At 47.0% G+C, this 17,206-nt stretch carries 24 protein-coding genes and 3 pseudogenes; 10 read left to right on the forward strand and 17 right to left on the reverse strand.

Annotation, left to right across the window (positions count from 1 at the left end; all coding sequences use genetic code 11):
- Both JCM16161_RS17905 and JCM16161_RS17910 read left to right on the forward strand, forming a co-directional pair.
- Window positions 1-632 (forward strand): annotated as a pseudogene (locus JCM16161_RS17905) (FAD binding domain-containing protein).
- A 50-nt stretch (window positions 633-682) separates the two neighbouring features.
- On the forward strand, window positions 683-1,411 hold the full coding sequence (locus JCM16161_RS17910; protein ID WP_243671310.1) for a (2Fe-2S)-binding protein: 729 nt from the start codon (window positions 683-685) through the stop codon (window positions 1,409-1,411).
- Between the two features lie 188 nt (window positions 1,412-1,599).
- On the opposite strand, the gene JCM16161_RS09845 is transcribed toward JCM16161_RS17910, so the two are convergent.
- A complete protein-coding gene (locus JCM16161_RS09845; RefSeq protein WP_054855731.1) occupies window positions 1,600-2,097 on the reverse strand; it encodes a PaREP1 family protein in 498 nt (165 codons plus the stop codon).
- A 267-nt stretch (window positions 2,098-2,364) separates the two neighbouring features.
- Between JCM16161_RS09845 and JCM16161_RS09850 the strand changes: the two genes are divergently transcribed.
- From JCM16161_RS09850 to JCM16161_RS09855, 3 genes are read left to right on the forward strand one after another with little or no spacing between them, the layout of a single operon-like run.
- Window positions 2,365-3,057, forward strand: coding sequence for a hypothetical protein (locus tag JCM16161_RS09850; RefSeq protein ID WP_243671311.1), 693 nt, complete (start codon window positions 2,365-2,367; stop codon window positions 3,055-3,057).
- Entirely contained in the window at window positions 3,050-3,289 is a 240-nt protein-coding gene (locus tag JCM16161_RS17915; protein WP_243671312.1) for a hypothetical protein, read from the forward strand. The genes JCM16161_RS09850 and JCM16161_RS17915 overlap by 8 nt, the downstream gene beginning before the upstream one ends.
- A gap of 31 nt (window positions 3,290-3,320) precedes the next feature.
- Window positions 3,321-4,301, forward strand: a complete 981-nt coding sequence (locus JCM16161_RS09855; RefSeq protein WP_243671313.1) for a glycosyltransferase family 4 protein — start codon at window positions 3,321-3,323, stop codon at window positions 4,299-4,301.
- A gap of 241 nt (window positions 4,302-4,542) precedes the next feature.
- Here the strand turns inward: JCM16161_RS09855 and JCM16161_RS17920 are convergent, their stop codons facing one another.
- Together JCM16161_RS17920 and JCM16161_RS09860 are read right to left on the reverse strand one after the other, a co-directional pair.
- Window positions 4,543-4,698, reverse strand: a complete 156-nt coding sequence (locus tag JCM16161_RS17920; protein ID WP_243671314.1) for a hypothetical protein — start codon at window positions 4,696-4,698, stop codon at window positions 4,543-4,545.
- Window positions 4,695-5,030 (reverse strand): hypothetical protein, encoded by a 336-nt coding sequence (locus JCM16161_RS09860; protein WP_243671315.1) that lies wholly within the window; start codon window positions 5,028-5,030, stop codon window positions 4,695-4,697. The genes JCM16161_RS17920 and JCM16161_RS09860 overlap by 4 nt, the downstream gene beginning before the upstream one ends.
- A gap of 118 nt (window positions 5,031-5,148) precedes the next feature.
- On the opposite strand from JCM16161_RS09860, the gene JCM16161_RS09865 reads away from it, so the two are divergent.
- Together JCM16161_RS09865 and JCM16161_RS09870 are read left to right on the forward strand one after the other, a co-directional pair.
- Window positions 5,149-5,409, forward strand: coding sequence for a ribbon-helix-helix protein, CopG family (locus tag JCM16161_RS09865; protein WP_054855734.1), 261 nt, complete (start codon window positions 5,149-5,151; stop codon window positions 5,407-5,409).
- Window positions 5,390-5,833, forward strand: coding sequence for a type II toxin-antitoxin system VapC family toxin (locus tag JCM16161_RS09870; protein WP_243671316.1), 444 nt, complete (start codon window positions 5,390-5,392; stop codon window positions 5,831-5,833). The genes JCM16161_RS09865 and JCM16161_RS09870 overlap by 20 nt, the downstream gene beginning before the upstream one ends.
- Here JCM16161_RS09870 and JCM16161_RS09875 read toward each other — a convergent pair.
- Together JCM16161_RS09875 and JCM16161_RS09880 are read right to left on the reverse strand one after the other, a co-directional pair.
- Window positions 5,817-6,086 (reverse strand): hypothetical protein, encoded by a 270-nt coding sequence (locus tag JCM16161_RS09875; RefSeq protein WP_054855736.1) that lies wholly within the window; start codon window positions 6,084-6,086, stop codon window positions 5,817-5,819. The genes JCM16161_RS09870 and JCM16161_RS09875 overlap by 17 nt on opposite strands.
- Before the next feature lie 36 nt (window positions 6,087-6,122).
- Window positions 6,123-6,568 (reverse strand): annotated as a pseudogene (locus JCM16161_RS09880) (archease).
- A gap of 88 nt (window positions 6,569-6,656) precedes the next feature.
- On the opposite strand from JCM16161_RS09880, the gene JCM16161_RS09885 reads away from it, so the two are divergent.
- From JCM16161_RS09885 to JCM16161_RS09895, 3 genes are read left to right on the forward strand one after another with little or no spacing between them, the layout of a single operon-like run.
- Complete coding sequence (locus JCM16161_RS09885) at window positions 6,657-7,262, forward strand: hypothetical protein (protein WP_054855737.1); 606 nt, start codon at window positions 6,657-6,659, stop codon at window positions 7,260-7,262.
- On the forward strand, window positions 7,246-8,823 hold the full coding sequence (locus tag JCM16161_RS09890; RefSeq protein ID WP_054855738.1) for an ABC transporter permease: 1,578 nt from the start codon (window positions 7,246-7,248) through the stop codon (window positions 8,821-8,823). The genes JCM16161_RS09885 and JCM16161_RS09890 overlap by 17 nt, the downstream gene beginning before the upstream one ends.
- Window positions 8,816-9,475, forward strand: a complete 660-nt coding sequence (locus tag JCM16161_RS09895) for an ATP-binding cassette domain-containing protein (protein WP_054855739.1) — start codon at window positions 8,816-8,818, stop codon at window positions 9,473-9,475. Before JCM16161_RS09890 ends, JCM16161_RS09895 begins: the two co-directional genes overlap by 8 nt.
- Here the strand turns inward: JCM16161_RS09895 and JCM16161_RS09900 are convergent.
- The 12 genes and pseudogenes from JCM16161_RS09900 to JCM16161_RS17935 all read right to left on the reverse strand — a co-directional run bounded on the left by JCM16161_RS09900 (window position 9,472) and on the right by JCM16161_RS17935 (window position 17,179).
- Complete coding sequence (locus JCM16161_RS09900) at window positions 9,472-10,128, reverse strand: hypothetical protein (RefSeq protein ID WP_054855740.1); 657 nt, start codon at window positions 10,126-10,128, stop codon at window positions 9,472-9,474. The two genes, JCM16161_RS09895 and JCM16161_RS09900, sit on opposite strands and share 4 nt — an antisense overlap.
- The gene (locus JCM16161_RS17925; protein WP_243671317.1) at window positions 10,113-10,274 is read right to left on the reverse strand and encodes a hypothetical protein; all 162 of its coding nucleotides are present in this window, start codon (window positions 10,272-10,274) and stop codon (window positions 10,113-10,115) included. Before JCM16161_RS17925 ends, JCM16161_RS09900 begins: the two co-directional genes overlap by 16 nt.
- A gap of 85 nt (window positions 10,275-10,359) precedes the next feature.
- A complete protein-coding gene (locus JCM16161_RS09905; protein ID WP_054855741.1) occupies window positions 10,360-10,656 on the reverse strand; it encodes a hypothetical protein in 297 nt (98 codons plus the stop codon).
- Window positions 10,657-10,712: 56 nt separating this feature from the next.
- Complete coding sequence (locus tag JCM16161_RS09910; RefSeq protein ID WP_054855742.1) at window positions 10,713-11,078, reverse strand: hypothetical protein; 366 nt, start codon at window positions 11,076-11,078, stop codon at window positions 10,713-10,715.
- The gene (locus JCM16161_RS09915; RefSeq protein WP_243671394.1) at window positions 11,057-11,971 is read right to left on the reverse strand and encodes a glycosyltransferase; all 915 of its coding nucleotides are present in this window, start codon (window positions 11,969-11,971) and stop codon (window positions 11,057-11,059) included. Before JCM16161_RS09915 ends, JCM16161_RS09910 begins: the two co-directional genes overlap by 22 nt.
- 412 nt (window positions 11,972-12,383) lie before the next feature.
- Window positions 12,384-12,911: a DUF58 domain-containing protein gene (locus JCM16161_RS09920; RefSeq protein ID WP_054855743.1), complete on the reverse strand. Its 528-nt coding sequence runs from the start codon at window positions 12,909-12,911 to the stop codon at window positions 12,384-12,386.
- Window positions 12,912-12,922: 11 nt separating this feature from the next.
- Window positions 12,923-13,537 carry a hypothetical protein gene (locus tag JCM16161_RS09925; protein WP_054855744.1) on the reverse strand — a complete coding sequence of 205 codons (615 nt, stop codon included), beginning with the start codon at window positions 13,535-13,537 and terminating at the stop codon, window positions 12,923-12,925.
- 70 nt (window positions 13,538-13,607) lie between these two features.
- Entirely contained in the window at window positions 13,608-13,721 is a 114-nt protein-coding gene (locus tag JCM16161_RS17930) for a hypothetical protein (protein ID WP_243671318.1), read from the reverse strand.
- Between the two features lie 49 nt (window positions 13,722-13,770).
- Window positions 13,771-14,522 (reverse strand): annotated as a pseudogene (locus JCM16161_RS09930) (AAA family ATPase).
- Entirely contained in the window at window positions 14,519-15,361 is an 843-nt protein-coding gene (locus tag JCM16161_RS09935) for a DUF4350 domain-containing protein (RefSeq protein WP_243671319.1), read from the reverse strand. The pseudogene JCM16161_RS09930 and the gene JCM16161_RS09935 overlap by 4 nt, the downstream one beginning before the upstream one ends.
- Window position 15,362: 1 nt before the next feature.
- Window positions 15,363-16,649, reverse strand: a complete 1,287-nt coding sequence (locus JCM16161_RS09940; protein WP_243671320.1) for a DUF4129 domain-containing protein — start codon at window positions 16,647-16,649, stop codon at window positions 15,363-15,365.
- Window positions 16,650-16,753: 104 nt separating this feature from the next.
- Window positions 16,754-17,179: a hypothetical protein gene (locus JCM16161_RS17935; protein ID WP_243671321.1), complete on the reverse strand. Its 426-nt coding sequence runs from the start codon at window positions 17,177-17,179 to the stop codon at window positions 16,754-16,756.
- Between the last annotated feature and the right edge of the window lie 27 nt (window positions 17,180-17,206).

Raw genomic sequence — 17,206 nt, forward strand, 5'->3', positions numbered from 1 at the left:
ATGGCCTACGCACTTGGTATTCCCAGGGGTTTCAAGTACGTTAGGGCATCAACAATTGATGAGGCTTTAAAACTGCTCAATGAGTATGGTGGCGACGCTAAGGTTCTCGCCGGTGGTATGAGCCTAATGCCCATGCTTAAGCTTAGGATGACCGAGGTCAAGTACTTAATTGACATACTCGGTATTAATGACCTTAGGTACGTTAAGGTTGAGGGTGATTACCTAAGGATTGGCGCATTGGTTACGCATAATGATATTGCAATGAATAGGCTCATTAATGATAATGCAAAAATACTGAGTGAGTCGGCATGGCATATAGCGGATATTCAGGTTAGGAACCTGGGCACAATAGGCGGTAGCCTAGCCCACGCAGATCCAGCGGCCAATTACTACCCAGCCTAATAGCCCTGGATGCGGAGGTCGTGATTAGGGGCGCCGGTGCCGAGAGAGTCGTTAGAGTTTCGGATCTCTATAAGGGGCCGTATATCACTGACCTAAAGCCCAACGAGTTGATTACGGAGGTCAGGGTACCACTTAAGGGCTTTAGGGGCGTTTATGAGTTCTTTAGGAGGGTGGTGCATCATTCCCAAGCGTTATCGTCGCCGTTACCTATCAGGAAAGGGAGGGCGTAATCACGGACTCCAGGATAGCCATTGGCGCCGTTTACCCAGAGCCCGTATTAGTGAGTGGCCACTTAAACGGGCTTGGGGTTAAGGAGGTTGGTGCTAAGGTCAGTGATATTGTTAATTCCATATTCTCATCAATTGATGCCAAGCCCCTTGAGGATACGCACGCACCCGGTGATTACAAGGTCAGGGTGGCCAGGAACTTACTAACTAAAGCCCTGACTGAGATAGCCAGTGGCTCTGTGCAGTACATTAAGGCGCCAGTTAAGGATGAGTTAATTAGGTGGGAGTTCAGGGATGGTGTTGAGTACGTCGGCGATCTTGTTAGGGTTAGGGTTAACGTTAATGGTCAGTGGATTGAGGACCTTGTCGAACCAAGACTCCTGCTCCTTGACTTCCTGAGAAGGCATGGGTTCAGGGAGGTTAGGAGGGGCTGTGATGAGGGTAAGTGCGGTGCATGCACGGTGCTTGTTGATGGTAAGGCCGTCAAGTCATGCATGGTGCCTGTGGTCAGGGTTTCAGGGCATTCAGTAACCACAATAAGGGGTTTGAGTAAGGGTATGGAGCTCCACCCAATACAGAGGGCATTCCTTGAGGAGTACGCGATGCAGTGCGGCTTCTGTACTCATGGCTTCATGATGGTGACCCAGGACTACCTCACCAACATAGACCCAACAGCCAATGATGATCTACTGAAACTAAGCATCAAGAATATCTGCCGCTGCACGGGCTACATAAACATAATAAAGGCCATCAAGAGAGCCGCCAAATACCTACAATCTTAACGATTACATCAATACTAAGTAAAAAGTCCTTCATAGCAATTAGGCAAAATCCAGTAGATTGTGAAAAACACCTAGGAGGTAATGAATTATGAACGTAAATGCACCACGGTGAATATCATCGGTAATCCATCCACGGGATGTATTACATGTTGTATTAAAATAAGCAGGGTGCAGAAAACCGCATGGCATTAGCTGGATGTATGGGTATTACTTGATTCCTTGCTTGAGGTGTTCATTAACGTCCTTGCCCTAGTTATGAAGGATTTAATTAATGCCATGGCCGTTTCGTCATTCGGTATCTTACTCCTAATGCCTTCCGGGTCTGGACCGTTGTATTGATACTCATGTAATTGTAGGGCCATGGCCGTTAACTCAGCCACGCCCGGAACAATTCTCTCAATCTCCGCACTTAGCTCAGTCATTCTATTAGTAGGTACTACTGCGGCTATCCATTCATGGAACGGTATGTTAACATTCCCAACACGTTTATTCCCGCGATACTTTTCCTGTAATAAATGCACATTCCTTAGTGCTAAATATGAGAGGAATGCCTTCCATGCCTGGAACGCCTTACCTGCCGCGTTCCTGACAAGACCCTCCCTTAGGAAAACCTCCGCCACATCAAGCTCCTTCATGGCCTCCTCAAGTCGTTCCTTAGCCAGCGCCTCAGTATCCAACCTTCTCATGCGAGCTTCCATAATTTGAACACACGATACTAATCAATATAAAACTAAGCCTTCGATTATGTTAGCTTAATAGGCATTAAGGGTTGGGGTATGAGTATATGAATTGACTTAGTTTTTCTTTCAATCTATTTTAATATTAAATTAACAACATTAATTATGATAACCCCATCGTCAATAATACCCTACTAAAATATTAAATACACTGCTGTAAATCTCTTTTAGTAATGAGCACTGCCGTAAATTCAACAGCAACGCAGGCTGAGGTATTTGGTTTTATTCCACAGGGTGTTTTTTTACACGGTGTTAGCTGCCGTTATCATAATTGCCGTGGGTTACGTGGTTGGGAGGCTCGTGGAAATACTAATTAAGAAAATCTCTTACACCACGGGCCTTGACGCCTTCTTCAGGAAGACCTCAGTGGGGCGTGCACTGCTTAGGAGTGGTTATACGGCCGGTGACTTCCTGGGCCTATTCGTTAAGTGGGTCATTTACATAGCGGCAATTTTCTACGCGCTCCTTGAACTATCATACACAAGTCCAAACCTCGCCTTCCTATACGATACCTCAAAGAGCGTATTGGCATACCTACCGTACTTGGTATCAGGCGTTATCATACTAATCATTGGTTTAATAATGGTGGATTGGATAAGCGATTATTTCAAACGTAGTTATCCGGCGAATGATCAATACGCACAGACACTGCTAAACTTCATTGGTGACGCATTTAGGTTCATACTCTATTACATGGTCATAACAATAGCGTTGAGTGTCATGAAGGTTAATGTCACGATACTCTACATCTTCGCCCAGGGACTCGCCTGGGCTGTGGCCATCGGCCTCGGGGTGGCCATAGGCCTTGTGTTGGCGGTACCATTGAGGGAGCCACTGAGGAGGTTCCTGGAGCGTGAGTGGGGTCAGTCAGGGAGTAGGGGTGAGAGGAGGGGTGATGGTGATGGCTAGGCCCGTCATTGGCGTTATAATGTACCAAACAAGCAATTCCAAGGGGCAGGAGTTGGTGGCCCAGAGGATGGTTAAGTGGTTCCTTAGGCTTGGTTATGAGGCCTACCTAATAACGAGTATTTATCATGATGGTAATGAGGTTGTTAAGAGGAGGGCTGTGGAGACGTCACTGGAGGGTTACGTATTCCAGGAGAAGGATACCATCATTGGATTGCCGACCATTAGTCGATAGTTACATAGCCAAGTGGCCTCCGAGGCGTATCATGTTCAAGAACTTCGTTGATGTGCTCAGGAGGATTGGGGAGGACTTCGGCGTGAACTCATTAATAACCCACTCCACGCTTTGGAATGGGCCTGAGGATACCGCTAAGTACGTGATGTGGAGGAGGATGTTGACGACATTCGGCCTTGAGGGTGGTAATGTGTTCTTTGGCCACATGAGTCATTACCAACCGCCAGACCCTACCAGGTATGACGTTGTTGAGAGGACCTATAGGCTCGCCTGGAATCACATGGCGTTTCCCGAGATTTTTAAGGCTGCGAACCTCATTCTCTGCGTTACGCCTATTGAGGGTGAGGAGATGGTTAGGATGGGCGCGAGGCCTGAGCAGATCTATGTGTTTCCAGGGGGCATCGATGATGATGAGGTGGCTGACCTAAACGCCGTTGACTCAAGCGACTTTAGGGTTAAGTACAGGATTCCCGATGATGCTAAGATAGTGGCTTACCTGGGCACGGTTGAGGAGAGGAAGAACCCACTCGCCGTCGTTAGGGTTGCCAAGATGCTCAGGCGTAGGCGTGATGTGCACTTCGTAATTGCGGGCAAACCTGGCGATCAGTGGGATGAGGTTGTTAGAGAGTCTAGGGGTCTCGGTAATGTTACCTTAACTGGCGAGTTGAGCGTTGAGGATAAGAAGAAGTTGATCAAGGAGGCGTACGTGAACATAATAATGAGTAAGATGGAGGCCCTTGGCTTGACGCAGCTGGAGTTCATGTATGGTGGCGTGCCAGTAATAACCTCCGCTGTTTACGGGCAGAGGTGGGTTGTTAGGGATGGCGTTGATGGCATACACGTTAATGGACCTGACGATATTGAGGGCGCGGCTAAAGCCGTGGAGAGGCTCCTGGACCACCCTGAGGAGAGGGATAGGATGGGGAGGAATGCCAGGGAGAGGGCTTCACAGTTATTAATGAGTAAACTCGTTAAGGAACTGGCCGTTAAGATCGAGGAGTACCTACGTTAGGGGTCCAGCAGGGTATTGTTGAATTGCTCAATTATTGAGTAGACAATCCAAGCCATCTCCACGGCCCATAGGAAGTAAATAAGTGGCGTTATGTTTACTGTAACGCCGTAGGCGCTTATCGTGCCTGGTATTGAGAGGAATATCGCCGTTATTAACGTGGCCTCTCCAAGGATGACGGGGTAAGCAAGTACATTGCCGGCCAGTAAACCACGGAGAAATGCGAGTAATGCAAAGGCTATGATTAGGGTAATGTACTCAGGCTCAATGCTATGAATGAGAAGGGTAGGCGTGACATGTATGTGCTAAGTAATGAGTATAGTATTAACATTAAAATTAGTAGTAATACATCAGTGGCGGCATTAACAGCGCCACTTATTAATCTATCCCTGACCCTCATGATGGCGTCACCGTGCTCGTCACATTGGCAATACCAGGTATTGACACTGTTATGTTTATTGGTAGGTTCAGTGACGTTATGGGCATCGTGATGTTCCCAAGGCCGTAGGGCTCTACGTAAATACTTCTCGAGAATCCTCCCTGCGTTACGGTTATCGTCATCGGTAGTGGCAGTGGGTTATGAACAGTGAAGACCAGGTAGTACCCACTTCCTGTCCGATAAATGCTGGCGCTAACGTACTTACTTAGGCTACCCACCGTTAATGCCGAGATGCCGAGTACGATTAATGTAATTACTAATGATAGTATTGCCAATGCAATGGCAACCCTCACATTAATACGTTGATGCATTAGGTAAATAAGTATTAACGTTTAAGTGGAGCGATGCTTAATTAAGGATTTACAGAAAAACTTATTTACTTCTTTACTCCATTAAGTTAATGAGGAAAATATGGGTAAGATAAAAACGAGTATTTACATAGACGAGGAATTATGGAGGGAATTCAAGAAGTATGCAACAGAGAGGGGTTTAGATGTCAGTGAGTTGTTGGAGGAGTTGATTAAGGAGGAGTTAATGATTGGACTAGATACACTCATGCCTGAGGAGTCGAATCCTGAACTCGACTTTGAGCCTATAAAGCCTAGGGGAATGGTTAGTAGTCTTGTTAGGGAGATGAGGGATGAGAGGGAGAGTGATTTATTTGGACAGTAGTGCCATAGTGAAGAGATATATTTCCGAACCTGGTAGTGATTATGTTAAGTCTATTTACCTAAGTTCGTATACGGGGAATATAAAATTAGCATTCAATATATGGAATGTGGGGGAGGTATTGGGGGTCATTGATAGGGCAAGAATGAGGAAATTAATAACGGACGACGAATATAGAATCGCTAAATTACGATTCTTAAGGGAGACCCTAAGGTTAAGTAGACTCGGCATCCTTACACTTATACCAATTAAATTCCCAATTCTAAGGGACGCATGGGCAATGATTGAGAAACACCATATATATCAGGCGGATGCCATACAGGTAGTGTCGGCAAGGTTTGTAAATGCCGATGAGGTAGTCACGGCTGATGAGAGGTTATACCAGGTATTAATTGATGAGGGACTGAAGGCTAGATATCTGGGTTGATAACGCCGTTATTACAATGCCTGTAGACCCTTGTGATGAGCATTGCCCCTGCCCAGGCTATTACGGCTATGAAGGCGACCTTGTACGTGACCACGGCCAGTACGTAGAGTACGCTCTCTAGGCTTGGTGGTTGTGGAATCGATACGCCCTTTAGCAGCTCCATGTACGCCAGTGCGGACGCCACCAGTAGTAGGGCAATCCCAATGCCGATAAGTACTAGCCCGACTTTATGCTTCGTGGAGTTTGAGGACATACAGTAATTAATTAGTAATCCCTTTTAATGCATAACCTAGATGTCGACCACGAACGTGAGCCTCCAGTAATTATCGGCCCTCCTAATATCCATCATGTTGTAAGTCATGGCCTTAACAATTAGGCCCCTATAACCATGCTTATTAATGTCGAAGTGCTCACCACCGACAGTGGCCTAATCCTATACGGCCCATTACCCTCTATGGCCACCTCCCTGAAGTAATCGCCATAGGCGAACTTCCTACCGTCAAATAGGTAAATGAACTCATCAATCCAATTAAACAATAGCTGCTCGAGGTCATCGCCCTCCACGTTCACGTCCATGAACTCCCTCGGCTCAACCCTATCAACGTAATACGTCAAGTCCGCAACACCGAGTGCCGCGTTCTTAAACGCCTCCTCAAGTGTGCAGCCATAGGCTATCACGGCGATGTCCGCCGTGTGCTCCCCATACTCATACCTGGCAGGTAATTGGCACTGCATTGAGGTTAACCAGTGTTAAACCCCTTTAACAACCTTACGTATTGTTGATTGTGGGATTAATTTTTAAGCGCTGGTGTGTGTCATTTATGTGCGTCGTTGGGTTTACGTGGTTGATGCCTCGATTAGGCTCTTCATTAGGGATATTAATTCATTTAGGTTGTTAATTATTAATGCGGCGATACCCATAATCATACTGACGACGTACGAATTACTAGTGAATATGCTCAACACGTATGTGGGCTCATTAATTATTACAGCGGCCCCATACTCAAGGCCCATAATAAGTAATGCGATCTACTTCATAAACTCCATGACGCATTCAATAATCACCGCCATTGTTATGATCTTCTTCGTAACATCAGTGTTCATGGTTAATGGCCTTGTTAGGAGTTTGAGGGATGACTTTAGGGCTGTAATTAACATATTTAGGTCAGGTGCAAGCGTTACTACATACATCACCCTGATAATGCTTCTCATCTCCGTATACTCCATTGCGTTGGGGATCTCTATATCAGTCGCCCTAGCCTTGGTACTAATGAAGATTCTAACAACGCTGAGCATAATACCAGTAATTAACTACGGCATTGATGTAGTAACGGCGTTGCCAGCCATATCACCACTGGCCTGCATTATATGCATCACATACATTACTGAGGGGATCATCTGGGTGCGTAGGTATGCCCCTCTACCCTAGGGGTTTGGTTGTAATCGCATTGTCCACTTACCTAGTGGCAATTGCGCTCGGCTTAGTCGTGTCCGCCGTATTAGCCATGTATTACCTACCGCAATTATTCCTCCTCAATATTGGTAACGCCACGATTAAGAAGGGCGAGTCAATCTCGATATTCACCAGTTGGGTACCGATAAGCCTAGCCTATTCGCTCAGGGATATGGGCATAACGGCTATTCCCGAGGTCGTAACACCATCGATTGTCAACGGAACGCCGGTGGTTGTTAGGGGTGTTGAGCCAGGCTACATTAGTTACTACGGCATAAACGCCACACAGATCGAGTTAGGTAGGGGTGTGTTGGTTGGTTATGAATTGGCTAGAGAGCTCCATATTAAGGTTGGTGATGAATTGGTAATAACATCCTTTAAGGGCATTACTAATAACGTGACAGTCACCGGAATAATATACTCAACTAAGTACCCGCAGCTTAATTACGAGGTGCTCATGAACATAACCATGGCCCAACACCTGGATTCCCTACCAACGCCAATAGTTAATGTAATTTACGCCAATGCGAGTAGTGAATTAATAAGCAGGGTGAACCAGGTCTATGAGCTTAGGGTAATCACCAACATGACCGGCGATTACCTAGCCGTATTGGACTCAATGAATCACACGGTATTTAATGGGCCCCTCACTAACATGACAATTGCGCTACCCTTCGGTGTGTACTACGTGATTGCATACAATGAGTCGGCAATTACCTGGTCCTCCCAAGTAATGTTGACTGAAAATACGACTATCCAGGTTGTGAGTATTTCCGTGCCCAGGTTCATGGGTGCGACCCACGTATCACCGAGTGAGTGGGTCGTTGTGGAGTGGCCCAATGGATCATTAGTGAGTAATTACTACCTATTGATTTATTATGGGAATGGTTCATTGGCATACTCGACAATGGGGAGCGGCATTACGCCGGTGCCATTGCCCAGTGGTACGTATAGGATTGTCGTGATTGCAGGCCCCACGTATTACTCCGTGAGCAGGCACCTAGTGCCTGGGTTGAATGTTACAATAGTTTTGACGCCATACACGGTCATAATGAGTGAGTTAATGACTCACGCCTACAATTACTTCACAAGGGTGATCTCACTAAGTCCCTATTCAGGGCCTGAGGCGTTGATTAGTGCCTTGAGGATTGGCGTTGGTACTTTCATCGGAATCATCATTAGTTTACTAACGGTAATCTCCATAGGCCTCGTGGGCATTAGTGAGTATTCAATTAATGTTAATAGGGAGTTAATCATGTACTTAAGACTAAATAGGGCGGGTGGTCAAGACATGGCATTAATACTTGATTTCCCAGTGATTATCATGTACGTAGTGTCCACAGCCTTCGGCTTCATGACCGCTAATTACCTATGGCCGCTCATGGCTAGGTTAATGGATTTAAGAATATTGAGTCAGCCTATTTACCTAATCACCGTGAGTAATTACTACCCGTACATTACCGCGTTTATCACGGTCTCATCACTACTAGCAATAATGTACTTAGTACTTAGGCTTAGGGTGGTGCGCATTGATTAATCCCGGTATTAATGTGGTTAATGTCTCTAAGTCCTTCGGCGACTACGTGGTTCTGAGGAACGTTAGTATTGATGCACCGCCAAACTCAATAACCTGCGTGGCCGGACCGAGCGGTAGTGGTAAGTCAACACTACTAAGGATAATAGCCGGTTACCTAAGGCCTGACTCCGGTAGGGTTTTAATAAATGGTGTCGATATTTACATGGATTCAAGGGCTCGTGACATTACTAACCTAGTCTCTTACGTGCCTCAGGACGACTTATTAATCAGTGGGTTGACGATTAGGGAGAATCTAAGGCTTGCCCTTAGGGTTCAGGGACTTAGTAATAGGGACATTGAGGAGAGGATTAGGTGGGTCAGTGAGTTGTTGGGGATTGAGCACGTCCTTAATAAGAGGCCTGGGCAGGTGAGCGGTGGTGAGAGGAGGAGGGTCTCGATAGCCGTCGCCCTCGCCAGGGATCATGAGTTCCTCATTATGGATGAGCCCACGAATAGCCTAGATAGGGCTAACGTGGACTTATTAATGAGGATTTTAAGGGAGGAGGCTGGGTCCGGCAGGGTCGTGCTCGTTGCAACGCATGATCAGTACTTAATTAGGAATTCGGATAGGCTCTACATGATTAGGGCCGGTGAGCTAACAACGGAGTTTTAAGGCCATGAGTACGCCCAAAGCGTCCTGCTTGAGTACACCAGGTCATCCCTGGCGATAGTGCTAAATAGGTAATTACTGGGTATGCTAACCATGCTATAGCCCGAGCCATATAGGAAGCCAACCCTTACGTTCCTCTCGGTAATTATGAGGAGGCCGGGCGGTGCCTCGCCATGGAGCAGGTAGGTAGTTGGGTCTGAGGCGTTAATCCCCATCATGAACATGATCATTGACTCATAACTAACCGATGAGTATAGCGTGGAACTCCTTGGTATCAAACCGCATATGGCGTTGAGCTCCTCATAATCAATCACTCTATAAACGGTGAGGGTTGATGATACCGGTAATGAGTACGTATATAGGGTAAGTACGGAGAACATGGGTAATGAGATCACCAGGGCCGCCACGATTACGTACGCAATGACCTTAAGGAGTGACCTGCGCCTCATGGCCGAGGTAATCACTAACGCCGTCGGTATCAGTAGGAATGGCATCACGAAATCCAGGGACTTGGAGAGGAAGAGTAGTTCCAATGGGTTATTACCCATGAGTAGTACATAGAGTAGTATGGCGAGTGATATCACCGTGGTGGCGGCGATTACTGGCTTCTCAAGTCCGTAAAGGGCTAGGTAGAGTACGGCTATGAGGATTGGCAATACGTAGGTATTGATGATAGAGCCACAGCCCTATTAAACCCCTCTAATACGTAGGGTAGGAACCTGCCCATGGAGAACATCACTATTAATGCGAGGGCAGGGATTGTTAATGATGCGTAAATCAATATTCGTGGTCTTCTACGCATTGCTGCGTAGTCAATTAGGAGTAGGGCTATGAGGATTGGCGTTGTTACTAGGCCTGGCGTTACGAAGGAGGTGACCGTATAAGCCTCAGGTAATCCATGTACCAGAGATAGGTGAGTAGCCTAGGGCTATTACCGTAATTACAACATAAAGCCCACGCCTAATGCCACCGCCGCTTAAATAATTACTCATTAACACCGTTATTGCCATTACGAAGGAGTACGCCAGGGCCATTAATAGCGTGAAGTGGTGGGCGAAGAGTATGGCTATGAAGGCCAGGACCATAACCACCAGGTTCTGCCTGAAGTGCTTCCTATCCATTAATGCCATGTACGTGGCTAATACATAGGCGTAGAATGGGTATTGGGCGGCCGTCTCCTTCATTACCGAGGAGTCGACGAGGAGCTTAACGCTTAATACCGCGAATAGTAGGCCCGTGATCAGGCCACCACGTCACTACCTGTCAACCTCCTCACGAATAATACGAAGGGTACTATGGATAGTGATGCGAGGATGCTCACAACGTAGAACGCCTCTAGAGGCCCTAGGCCAAGCACCGACTGTGATAATGCAAGTAGTAGGTTTACGGTGGGCCACTTATAATTGTAACTGACCATTGATGGGTTTTGTGACGGGCCAAAGAGGTAGCCAGTCCTCAGTATGGTTTCTGAGTGGGCTATGTGGACCCAGGAGTCGGGTATGTACGGTAAGCCATTAATTACATAATTAAGCAATACCAGTGATGTGAGTATTATGAGCGGCGCGATTATTGATGATGCCCTAATTACTTCTCTATCTTCCTCCATACCAACTCCTTATTCCACAGATTCCTAATGGCGGCCACCACGAGTATTACCTGGGTTATCACCCAAGTCCTGAAGAACCTAACGGACAGTAGGGCGAGGCCTATCAGCAATAATGCAATGGGTATTACGGCTCCGTGCAATGCCGAGACTACGAGCAGGGCGAGGCCGATAATGAACAGCCAGGGATTAATGAGGTGTAAATACGCCTCATAAAGCATTATTTGCCTATACTCCCTAGGTGAGTTCCTATTATCAATAAGCATGTACTTTAGGAACCTCGAGAAGTGCTGAATCAGGTGCTGGGCCCTCCTAACCCTCCACATCCAGTAACCCCTACTCGGCACATACTCAATGCATTTAACGTCCTCGGGAATAATGGCCCTATAACCCATCATAGACACGAAGCCGGCCGTGTGACTATCATCAGCACCAACATCCTTTGGAAAACCACCAATTTTCTCGAGCAACTCCCTCTTAAATGCCGCCAACTCGCCGTGGAATATTGCCGATGAGAATCTCCTACTCTCGGCAAGTCTAAGTAAGCCGTAGTAACTCCTGTACTCGGTCTCGATATCCCTGTTGGTCCTCGGTATCTTACTGCAGGAGACAGCCCCAACGCCATTGCTCATCAGCCATGCAATAGCGTTCCTAAGGGAATCAGGCAACCACAATGAGTCGGCATCCGTTACAACGATTATGTCACCCCTCGCGTATTTCAACGCCGTGTTCAACGCATGCGCCTTACCCATTCGAATGCCCTCCTCAATAACCCTAACATTGACGTCCTCATGACCCTTAATCCACTCATGGACCAATTCTACGGTCCCATCAGTACTCCCGGAATCGACAATGAGAACTTCAAGTCTATCCTTAGGGTAGTCCTGGGAGTAGATATTATTGAGTTTCTGAATTATTACCCCAGCCTCATTGTACGTAGGACTATCACCGATACAAATGGTGGGTCAATACCCAACCCAACTTTATGACCAACCTCATTACTAGACCTTAACCAGCGTACCGCCATTATGTAATAAATGCCTGGCATTAAAAAAATGAGCCACTATGAACGTAATGCCCAACCCCACAAACAGCATTAGTAGACTCATCATAATTACCGCCTATATCTATCGCAGGCTTACTTAAACGGATATGAATGTTATAAAATATTAAAATATTGCTATCAATTTAGAATGAAGGTTCATACGGAGATACATATTAAGCGTTCCTTAAAGACCCTGCATATTGGTTCCATGAACAGTCCCTGCCCAATAGTTATGATGCCCTCCCTAACAATATCCTTAATCCTCAATGGTATTGAGTACTTAATGCACTTAGTAAATCTGCATAATCGCCACCGCCGATTAACTTAATATTTAGGTTCTCTATTCGGCCCAGGATATTCTCAATAACGTTAAAGTAATTATCCCTATTAAGCGTGTAATTCGTGATCTCGCCATCCCTATTCACAGAAATAACCTCTATGCTTGGAATCCTAGTTAGTAACTCTGCGGTTAGGTACACGAGGACCTCCCCAACCCTATCAACCCACACAGGGCTTGATGCGTAGGAAAGCAGGATAATAGGCCCTGTTAGTCCCGGTCCTTGTAACAACTTAATGACCAATTTATTCAACTTAGCACTCTTCTTCCAGTGAATCCTTCTGATGGGGTCGCCGGGCATGTACTCCCTCACCTCACGAATGTCCTCAGCGCCCAATGCCAATGCCGACTGGGCCAGTAGGCCTCGGGCGAATTGAATTGCTGCCTTGGTCCTCGGTATCACCACAATACGTGGATGCCTAACAACCCTGCTCACCCTTACGAGCCCACTCACGTCAATGAATGTTAGTGTGATTCTCGGCCTCTTAACACCGCCAAGGTTATACCTGCTATTGCCTTAATGCTTGCCTCGCCATTCATGTAAAGCCTGGCGGGGTTAACCCTGAGACCCTTTGGCGCCCTAACCTCCATCAAAGCCCTCACTCTAGGCCTTGTGAGGACCGTCAATGAGTAGGCCAGTTCAGAACCGGCATCAACACGCAATTCCCTACCCGGCCTTAGCTCGATCGTGATTGTGTAAAATCTAATCACATTAATAAGCGATATAGCCAGGATATAAAGCAGCGGTATAGATAGTGAGGCGGCTATGTAAAACTGCCTGAGTATTATTGCGAGTAATATTGATGCTGAGAGGGGCGCTGCGTAAAACCACCAGGGCCTCTCATTACCGGTTTTAAGGGCGTTATCGATTAGTACCGTTGATATTGACGTTAATGCCATGTCCATGGGTGGCGTCACCAGTGATGTTAATGCAATTATGGCTAGGGATAGTGGTATTGGGCTCTTGCTCCAGTAGAGCCATGTGATTACCGCGGTGATTACGAGCACGGAAAATAGGGCGGTATTACCTAGGGATAGGAGTGCCGAGGCTATGAGTAATGATGCCGCGAGTATCCGCACCCAATGATCACTGCCTACCCGCATCGTTACTTTACCGGGGTCTCTACGTAGTGAGGAACGGGTACCTTACCTAGGCGTCGTTGATTACATCGATTGGCGTCACGGATCCCCTATACTCGGGCCTAAGGATTATCCTATGCATAAGGGCTGGGTATGCGGCTAGCTTAACATCGTCAGGCAGCACATAATCCCTACCGTCGAGGTATGCCAGGCTCTTGACAGCTTGAATAGGCTTATGGGCGCCTAGTGCTAAGCGTTACCTGGATCCTCGGGTCCCTCCTTATCTCCCTAATTATGTTCATGAGGTAGTTCAGGACTGAACCATCAATATAAACATTCTTAACGTCATCGATTAACCCAGTAATGTCACCTAGGTTTGTCATGCTACCTAGCGTTGAGAGTTCACGTTCTATCCTGTCAATATCCCTAACTATCATTGTCTCCTCGTTATCGCTAACGTAATTAACGTAAACGCTTGACATGAACCTATCAAGTATTGCCATTGGTAGTGCCTGGGTATAGCCTAGCTCAACCTCAACAATATTCATTGTGGCAAGGACTATGTGAGGCCTTGGTAGTTCGAGGGGCGTGCCATCAATTGTTACCTGCCTCTCCTGCATTGCCTCGATCAATGCGGACAAAGTCCTTGGTGGGGCTCTGTTTATTTCATCCAGAAGAACTACATTAGCGAAGATGGGCCCTTAACAAGCCTGGGCTCGGTGCTTGGTGCGTATATGATGAAGCCAAGTATGTCTGAAGGTAGAGTCTCATTGGTTACCTGAACCCTCTTAAACGTGCCTCCTATTATCGATGCTAATGCCCGGGCCAGGGTGGTCTTTCCAGAGCCTATTGGGCCGAGTAGTAGTGCGTGGCCCTCACTAAGTAGGGTGGCTAGGAGCGTTTGTATTACTGGTTCATTGCCGATGAATACCCTTGAAATGCCATCCCTAATACGCTTAATTATACTAAGCCACTTAACGTTCATACCTTCACTGCCATGCCTTGCCTCCTTATTAATAATACCATTATGGTTATTACGATTGGCATGACTATGGTGAGGTAATTAATTGGGTACGTAGATAGGTAGGCATAGGCTGTTAGTAACCATGCCCTAACAATGACCTGGGGATTACTAGCCAATGCACCTTCTAGGAATAGGGCGGTACCATTACCACATAAGCTAGCGAGGAACTCCGCATTATCTGCCTCATTAATCATCGAATTAATGAAAATACCTGGACTCGACACAAGCACTACATAGCCCCTACCAATGGGGACAGCCACAACTACTGGGAATGGCCCCGTGGAATTACCTAAAACACTGAATTCGCTGGTTACTGCAATAACAACGGCATTGGGGTCATTAATCCTTATGGCTGCCGCATCGTCTAGGGCTATCACCGTGGCATTCGTAGCCACCACAGGATTACTCACTATGAAGGCCAGTGGGAATTTCTCATTGATTATGTTTAGCACGGGGTCCTCAATGACGCCGCCCATGAACCTACTACCAACGCCCAACTCACTGAGTAGTTGATTGCTTAGTGTTCTATTGCCCATTATTACGACTAGCCTACCGCCATTAACTACGTAGTTAAGTAATGAGTTCACGAGGGGCCTACTGAGGTTTGTCTCTGGTATTATGAATATTGAGGATATGCCAGTTAGGTTGTTGGGTAATGTGTAGGTGGGTTTTAGGCATATTGATGATGCCGTTGAGTAGCCGTCCCAGTAGGTGTTGTAGGCGTCAAATGGCGTGAGCGATGGTCCCAACGCAATCAGTATAATTATTAATAGTAATAAGGCCGGGAGAGTAATGTCCATTTCATTGCATGAGTCTTTTTGCGAGCTCCCACGCCCTCCTCACCTCATCATCGCTTGGTACGTGCGGTGAGTATAGGGCATATTCACCAAGCCTAATAAGCTCCTCAAGCACCGCATACTCCTCATCACCTAACTTATCACGCACAGCCCTGAGGTACTCCCTAAGCGTATCAGTACTCCTGAGCTTAACCCCAGTCTTCGTACTAACTGCGTATACCGCGTTAGCCAGGGCATCGATTATATCCCTAACGTTCTTAATACTAATCTTACCACTTAACACCGACTTGGCGATTTCCTCCCTCAAGGTCTTAACCTCGGCATTTGGTCCGAGCTCGATACGTACTGGGCCTAAACGCGGTTGTAGCGCGCCGACGGTCCCGGCCTCCTCGCTCGATATCGAGATAACCCCGGACCTCATCACCAGGAGTAGTGCGACTATTATGATTATTGGTACGGCAACCTCAAGTATGTTCAGTACGAAGACCCCATAGGCGTAGGTAACACCCATTATTGGCGGGTTTGAACTTACGGATACTATTATTTGGTGCCTACCCATTCCCAGAAGTGGTGATGTACGCATTGATACCGTGAAGTTCGGACTACTCAGGTTAAGGAGAATAGTCTCGCCGCCCAGTGATAGTGATAGGGACATGTTACCAACCCAGGGAGACACAACCCCACTCACTATTATTGGTAAACCGGCTATTACCAGCGGGCTTGTGTTTATGGTCACGTTAACAACCACGGAATTCAACTCAACGAGCCCCTCAGCGTAAGCCGGCGAGTAGGGCCCCACTGGTGGTGCGTAGACCATTATTGAGTAATTGCCCGGGGTCATGTTTTCCGTGTTTATTAATGCTGAGAAGGCATTATTGCGCGTGTACGTGGTTATATTGAGTCCGTCAACGCTGATGATTACGGACCTGCTGGGCGGTCCACTTACGTAACCACTAATACTTATTGGTTCGCCCCACATGACCTCCCTAGTGTAGTTAATGGTGAGCGAGGTCGTGTTGAATACCACGTTTATCGGGGTCGTTGCTTCCGAGGGCAGGTAATCACTGCCCGGTGGCGGGTTGTAGATCGCGGTCACGTTAACCCTGCTTAGGTATATCTGGGGCATTGGGAACTCCAGTGAGTAATTGCCGTGAATGTTAGTCAATGCCCCGCCCATGTAGACGCCGCCAATGTATATGCTTACCGTGGCGTTGGGTATTGGTGTTCCATTAATCATGGTCAATGTACCGTACACCAGTACCTGACCTCCAACGACTACCGTGCTCGGCAAGGCCTCTAGCGTTAACCTAGTTCTTACGTAATTGCCCGCTAATACGTTTAGGAACGTTTCATTGAGATTAAGTAGGTACTGCCTAATTGATTGTGCGGCGTTGATTACCTGCCCACGTTACCAGGCGCTGCACTATTGAGTATGTTCAGTATTGCGTTCAATTCACCATTGGCTTCACCATCAATTAGCAAGCCCTCAAGGGCCAGGGATCTCGCACCACTGTAGTTACCCACTGATAGTGAGTTGATGGTTTCATAATAAATGCTCCTCAATTGGGCCAGGTAATTCGTGAGTTTAGATTCATGCACATGTAGCTGGCTTATTAATGGTGAGGCCTTGACCGCGGCAGTGATACCAAGGATCCTCGTAATGTTTTGAGCCCCTGCATAATTACCGAGGGCGTTTAACTCCAGTGCGGTTATGTAGAGTTGGAGGACTCCCTGGGTATTGACTGAGAGCTTCTCATTGAGTGGGTTTGGTATTAATAGTGATGGCCAGGTAATGACGTGACCAATGTATATCATGGCCATTATAACTCCCAGGGCAGCTAGGCTAGG

Source organism: Vulcanisaeta sp. JCM 16161 (assembly GCF_001316285.1).